A 6,304-nucleotide genomic window follows, 5' to 3' on the forward strand; every position below is an offset into this window, starting at 1 on the left:
CCACCCCGGTCACCGGCCCCGGCACCCGTGCCCTCTCCGTCCCGCGCCGCGGCAGCCCGGCCGAGTCGGCCCGCTGCCTGCGCCAGGCCGCGCGCACCGTCCGCAGGCTCTGCGCCGCGCCCACCATGCCGACCGCTCGTACGGATCGCACCAGATCGTGACCGTTCATGCGGCTCACCCTGCCACCGCCGCGACCGCGCACAGGGGGCGTTCAACTGCCGTTCACCCGGGGTGGGAGCACATCTTCACGCATCCGCCGCCGGTGGCGATGCTGTGGCGCATCACCATCCCCTCGCGCCCCTGAATCCGCGGACGTGTGGGAGACCACTATGGTGCGGAAGTCGATCACGTGGCATCGTCCCTGTCAGCCGCACATCGTTCCGCCCGACCCGGTACGGGTGCGGTCCACGCCCACCGCGTCCACACCGCGTACCGCTTGGGAGCCGCACGATGTCCACCGCCGCACCGACCCCTCTGTGGCAGCCCGACGAGGCCCGGATCGCCGCCGCCCGGATCACCCGCTTCCAGAACTGGGCCGCCGCACACCACGGCGCACCCGCGGAGGGCGGATACGAGGCCCTGCACCGGTGGTCGGTCACGGACCTCGAGTCGTTCTGGCAGGCAGTCGTCGAGTGGTTCGACATCCGCTTCTCCACGCCGTACGAGCGCGTCCTCGGCGACCGTTCGATGCCCGGCGCCGAGTGGTTCCCGGGCGCCACCCTCAACTATGCGGAGCACGCGCTGCGCGCGGCCGCGGACCGGCCCGACGATTCCGCGCTGCTGTATGTGGACGAGACACATGAGCAGACCCCCGTGTCCTGGTCCGCGCTCCGCCGCCAGGTCGGCTCCCTCGCCGCGGAACTCCGCGCCCTCGGTGTACAACCGGGCGACCGTGTCAGCGGCTATCTGCCGAACATCCCGCAGGCAGTCGTCGCCCTCCTCGCCAGCGCCGCCGTCGGCGCGGTGTGGACCTCCTGCGCACCCGACTTCGGCGCCCGCAGCGTCCTCGACCGCTTCCAACAGGTCGAGCCCGTCGTCCTGTTCACGGTGGACGGCTACCGCTACGGAGGAAAGGAACACGACCGCCGCGACACGGTCGCCGAACTCCGCGGCGAACTGCCCTCCCTGCGCGCGGTGGTCCACATCCCGCTCCTGGGCACCGAGGCCCCCGAAGGCGCCCTCGAATGGTCCGCCTTGACCTCCTCCGACACCGAGCCGGTCTTCGAGCAGGTCCCCTTCGACCACCCCCTGTGGGTCCTCTACTCCTCCGGCACCACCGGTCTGCCGAAGGCGATCGTCCAGTCCCAGGGCGGCATCCTCGTCGAGCACTTCAAGCAGCTCGGCCTGCACTGCGACCTCGGCCCCGAGGACCGCTTCTTCTGGTACACCTCCACCGGCTGGATGATGTGGAACTTCCTCGTCTCCGGCCTCCTCACCGGCACCACCGTGATCCTGTACGACGGCAGCCCCGGCTATCCCGAGACGGGCGCCCAGTGGGCCATCGCCGAACAGACCGGCGCGACCCTCTTCGGCACCTCCGCCGCGTACGTCATGGCCTGCCGCAAGGCCGGCGTCCACCCCGGCCGCGACCACGACCTCTCGCGTATCCAGTGCGTCGCCACCACCGGCTCCCCGCTCCCGCCCGACGGCTTCAGGTGGCTGCACGACGAGGTGCGCGAGGACCTGTGGATCGCCTCGGTCAGCGGCGGCACCGACGTCTGCTCCTGCTTCGCCGGCGCCGTGCCCACCCTCCCGGTGCACATCGGGGAGCTCCAGGCCCCCTGCCTGGGCACGGATCTGCAGTCTTGGGACCCCCAGGGCAAGCCCCACATCGGCGAGGTCGGCGAACTCGTCGTCACCAACCCCATGCCGTCCATGCCGATCCGCTTCTGGAACGACCCCGACGGAACCCGCTACCACGACAGCTACTTCGACACGTACCCCGGCGTCTGGCGCCACGGCGACTGGATCACGCTCACCGACCGCGGTTCGGTCGTCATCCACGGCCGCTCCGACTCGACCCTCAACCGCCAGGGCGTCCGTATGGGCTCCGCCGACATCTACGAGGCCGTCGAACGCCTCCCGGAGATCCGCGAATCCCTCGTCATCGGCATCGAACAGCCCGACGGCGGCTACTGGATGCCCCTCTTTGTCCACCTCGCGCCCGGCGCGGTCCTGGACGACGACCTCCGTACGCGGATCAAGCAGACCATCCGCGAACAGCTCTCCCCGCGCCACGTCCCCGACGAGATCATCGAGGCGCCAGGCGTCCCGCACACCCTCACGGGCAAGCGCATCGAGGTCCCCGTCAAACGACTCCTTCAGGGCACGCCCCTGGACAAGGCGGTCAATCCGGGCTCGGTGGACAGCCTGGAACTGCTCCAGTTCTACGCCGACTTGGCCCGCGAACGCCGCTGACCTGCACCGCTTCCCCCTCGATCACCGTTGTCAGTGCCACCACTTACGGTGAGTGGGCATTGACTGACTGTGTTCAGGGGGAAGCATGGCGCACACCAAGCAGGACACGATGCGGCGCGCACTGCGCCGCGAGGTGGCCGGCACGATCGGCGTCCTCGCCGACGACGTGGACTTCGAAGCGATGCGGCAGTACCGCAGCTTCGTCTTCGACGACCACGGCGAGTATCTCCAGCAGGTCGAAGCCCTGCTGAAGGCACGCGACGCCCAAGGCGGACACACCACCCTGGCCCTCTTCGACCCGGAGGAGTACGAGGAGTTCTGCGCCGCATCGGACCTCGACCCCGACCGCCCGGCAAACCGAACCTGCTTCACGGCGGACCTCGCGGCCGCCGGCGCCACGGTCCCCTATGACGGCAGCCCCCTCGACACCCTCGTACCCGCGCTGATCGAAGAGGCGGTGCGCCGGTCCACCTGGGAGTACGCCGGCTCCGTCCTTGCGGGCATCGGGGAGTGCGCCGGGTGCGGCGAGGACATCGGCCGCGCCGCCTTCGCACTGGCCGCCCGCCTGCTGACCCGCGTCCTCGACAGCGTCGGCCACGGGGCCCACCACTTGGTGTGCAGCGCCTCCCTGCCCACGCACGACCTGACCGCGGCCCTGCACACCGCCGCGAACCCGGACGGACGTATCGATCTCGACGAGCAGGAGGCCACGGAGTTCGCCTCGGTCCTGGCCGTCGCCCTGGCGACCCGGAGCGCGGGCGGCCTGGTCGCGCGCTCCAGCACCCCCGGCGCCCGCGACCGGGTCCAAGGCTGGCGCTTGCAGGGAGAGTTGCTCGTTCCGCTCACCGCGGCCGAGGTGTTCGACGCGTACTGCACCGACATCCACTCGGGAGACCCCCTGCCCCCGGAATCGGGCGTCGACTACTGCGCGGCACCGGACCTGGGGCCATTCGAGGGGCACCCGCACTGAGAAACGCCGATGGGGCGTCCCACCGCACGGTGGGACGCCCCATCGGGACAACGCTCAGGCGATGCTCACTCGCCGGACAGCACGGCCTGCGCGGCGGCGCGGGCCTCCTCCGCCGACTCCGCGGCACGCGCGGCGGCAGCGGCACGCTCGCACTGGGCGAGCGTGTACTTGGCGAGCGTCGCACGCACATAGGCGATCGACGCGGCACCCATGGACAGGGAGGTCACACCGAGACCGGTGAGCACACAGGCGAGCAGCGGGTCGGAAGCCGCCTCACCACATACGCCACAGCTCTTGCCCTCGGCCTTGGCGGCCTCGGCCGACATCGCCACCAGGTCGAGCAGCGCAGGCTGCCACGGGTCCTGAAGGCGCGACACCGCGCCGACCTGACGGTCGGCGGCGAACGTGTACTGCGCGAGGTCATTGGTACCGATCGAGAGGAACTCGACCTCCTGCAGCACCGACCGCGCACGCAGCGCGGCGGACGGAATCTCCACCATCGCGCCGAACTTCGCCTGAAGCCCAGCCGCACGGCAGGCATCGGCGAACGCCTTGGCGTCCGCACGGTCCGCCACCATCGGCGCCATGACCTCGAGGTACACCGGCAGACCCTCGGCAGCCTTGGCCAGAGCCGTCAGCTGCGTCTGCATGACCTCGGGGTGCTCGAGCAGAGAACGCAGGCCGCGGACACCGAGCGCCGGGTTGGGCTCGTCGGCCGGCGTCAGGAAGTCCAGCGGCTTGTCGGCGCCGGCGTCCAGCGCACGCACCACGACACGGCCCTCGGGGAATGCCTCGAGTACCGTGCGGTACGCCTCGACCTGCTTCTCCTCGGAAGGCGCCTTCTTGCTGTCGTCCAGGAAGAGGAACTCGGTGCGGAACAGACCCACACCCTCCGCGCCTGCCTCGACCGCGGCCGGCACATCGGCCGGACCGCCGATGTTGGCGAGCAGCGGCACCTTGTGCCCATCGGACGTGGCACCCGGACCCGACGAAGCGGCAAGCGCGGCCTTGCGCTCCTCGGCCGCCGCCTCCAGCTCCGCACGCTTCTCGGCCGTCGGGTCGACGAAGATCTCACCGGTGCTGCCGTCCACCGCGACGACGGTGCCCTCGGGCAGCTCACCGGCGCCCGGAAGCGCCACCACGGCGGGAACACCGAGCGCACGAGCGAGAATCGCGCTGTGGCTGGTCGGCCCACCCTCCTCGGTCACGAAGCCGAGCACGAGCGCCGGGTCGAGCAGCGCGGTGTCCGCAGGCGCCAGGTCACGGGCGATCAGCACATACGGCTTGTCGCTGTCCGGAACGCCCGGCATCGGCACACCGAGCAGTCGCGCCACGATGCGGTTCCGCACGTCGTCCAGGTCGGCCACACGGCCGGCCATGTACTCACCCGCACCCGCGAGCAGCTCGCGGTAGTGCGAGAACGCGTCGTAGATACCGCGCTCAGCGGTGGAACCGACGGCAATACGACGGTCCACGTCGGCCATCAGCTCAGGGTCCTGAGCGATCATGGCCTGCGCCTCGAGCACCGCCTGCGCCTCGCCGCCGGCCAGATTGCCCCGCGCGTTGAGATCGGCGGCGACAGCCTCGACCGCCTGCCGGGCGCGCCCCTGTTCGCGCTCCGCCTCTTCCGCGGGAATCTGCTTGGCCGGCGGCTCGAGTACCGCCGTGCCCATGTGCCGAACCTCGCCGATCGCCACACCGTGGCTCACGCCGACGCCTCGCAGCGTTGTCTCCATTTCACCGTCTCCGATAGTTGCGACGGTCCGAGCCGCCGCGGTGGATGTCGTACCTGCCGCCCTGGGCGGCGATGACGTCACTTCCAGCTGAAGAGAGCGTCGCCGGACTTGACGTCGCCGTCCTCGATGACGTCCGCCAGGGACTCGGCCGTGGCCTCGAGCGCCACGATCGGGCAGACCGGCGACTTGCCGGCAGCCTCGACGGCCGCGGGGTCCCAGCGCACGACGGCCTGGCCGCGCTGCACGGTGTCGCCCTTGTTGACGAGAAGTTCGAAGCCTTCGCCGTTGAGCTGAACAGTGTCGATGCCCAGGTGCGTCAGCACGCCATGGCCCTCACTGTCGACGACGACGAAAGCGTGGGGGTGAAGCGAGACGACAACGCCATCGACGGGCGAGACGGCGTCGCCGGCCTCGCGCACGGGGTCGATAGCGGTACCGGGGCCGACCATCGCGCCGGAGAAGACCGGGTCGGGCACGGCCGCGAGCCCGATGGCCCGGCCGGCGAGGGGGGACGTCACAGACGTCATGAGGAGCCTCCCAGGGGTGGAGAGTCTGTACACGCCGTCACTACCTGTCCTGGACGGCGCACTGTTCAGAAGCGTAAGTCATAAGAAGTCACGCTTCCGCACAACTCGTCCCGGTTCAAAGGACCTAGGACCTTCCAGCGCCGATTTGCGTCCGCCCGAAGCGAGATGTACTGTCGTACTCCTGCCCGGGACGACGGAGCGCTACTAGCGCCCGACCCAGGCAACCTCAATCAAGCTAGATCCTAACTCTGGATCCGCTCCTGCGTGCTCGCAGGAGGGTGGTGAGAGAGACGGAAAATGCCTGATAGAGTTTGAAACACCGAAGGGAAGCCCGGAGGAAAGCCCCAGAGAATGTCTCTGCGGGTGAGTACAAAGGAAGCGTCCGTTCCTTGAGAACTCAACAGCGTGCCAAAAGTCAACGCCAGATTGACAACCCCGTCTCGATCATTCTTGGTCGGACGCGGTTCCTTTGAAAAGTCCTTCTACGGAAGGCACATCAGCGAGGACGCTGAGAACTGGAAGCTTATTCCGCTTCCGGTTCCGCTCAACGCGGATGGACACCCGATTACGGGTAAACATTCACGGAGAGTTTGATCCTGGCTCAGGACGAACGCTGGCGGCGTGCTTAACACATGCAAGTCGAACGATGAACC

General features: G+C 69.3%; 4 protein-coding genes and 1 rRNA gene. 3 read left to right on the plus strand and 2 right to left on the minus strand.

Annotated elements, in window-relative coordinates:
- Window positions 1-450 precede the first annotated feature (450 nt).
- Window positions 451-2,418: an acetoacetate--CoA ligase gene (locus ABT367_RS40125; RefSeq protein WP_352258764.1), complete on the plus strand. Its 1,968-nt coding sequence runs from the start codon at window positions 451-453 to the stop codon at window positions 2,416-2,418.
- 85 nt (window positions 2,419-2,503) lie between these two features.
- On the plus strand, window positions 2,504-3,388 hold the full coding sequence (locus tag ABT367_RS40130) for a hypothetical protein (RefSeq protein ID WP_352258766.1): 885 nt from the start codon (window positions 2,504-2,506) through the stop codon (window positions 3,386-3,388).
- 65 nt (window positions 3,389-3,453) lie between these two features.
- Here the strand turns inward: ABT367_RS40130 and ptsP are convergent, their stop codons facing one another.
- Together ptsP and ABT367_RS40140 are read right to left on the minus strand one after the other, a co-directional pair.
- Window positions 3,454-5,124, minus strand: coding sequence for a phosphoenolpyruvate--protein phosphotransferase (ptsP, locus tag ABT367_RS40135; RefSeq protein WP_352258767.1), 1,671 nt, complete (start codon window positions 5,122-5,124; stop codon window positions 3,454-3,456).
- 77 nt (window positions 5,125-5,201) lie between these two features.
- Window positions 5,202-5,651, minus strand: coding sequence for a PTS sugar transporter subunit IIA (locus tag ABT367_RS40140; protein ID WP_199553224.1), 450 nt, complete (start codon window positions 5,649-5,651; stop codon window positions 5,202-5,204).
- A gap of 578 nt (window positions 5,652-6,229) precedes the next feature.
- On the opposite strand from ABT367_RS40140, the gene ABT367_RS40145 reads away from it, so the two are divergent.
- A 16S ribosomal RNA gene (locus ABT367_RS40145) occupies window positions 6,230-6,304 on the plus strand; the annotation flags it as partial.

Source organism: Streptomyces mesophilus (assembly GCF_040300965.1).
Lineage (GTDB): Bacteria > Actinomycetota > Actinomycetes > Streptomycetales > Streptomycetaceae > Streptomyces > Streptomyces mesophilus_A.

Bases quoted from the DNA above. Each gene is read 5' to 3' on its own strand.
- ABT367_RS40125 (WP_352258764.1), top strand. From the start codon at position 451: ATGTCCACCGCCGCACCGACCCCTCTGTGGCAGCCCGACGAGGCCCGG.
- ABT367_RS40130 (WP_352258766.1), top strand. From the start codon at position 2,504: ATGGCGCACACCAAGCAGGACACGATGCGGCGCGCACTGCGCCGCGAG.
- ptsP (WP_352258767.1), bottom strand. From the start codon at position 5,124: ATGGAGACAACGCTGCGAGGCGTCGGCGTGAGCCACGGTGTGGCGATC.
- ABT367_RS40140 (WP_199553224.1), bottom strand. From the start codon at position 5,651: ATGACGTCTGTGACGTCCCCCCTCGCCGGCCGGGCCATCGGGCTCGCG.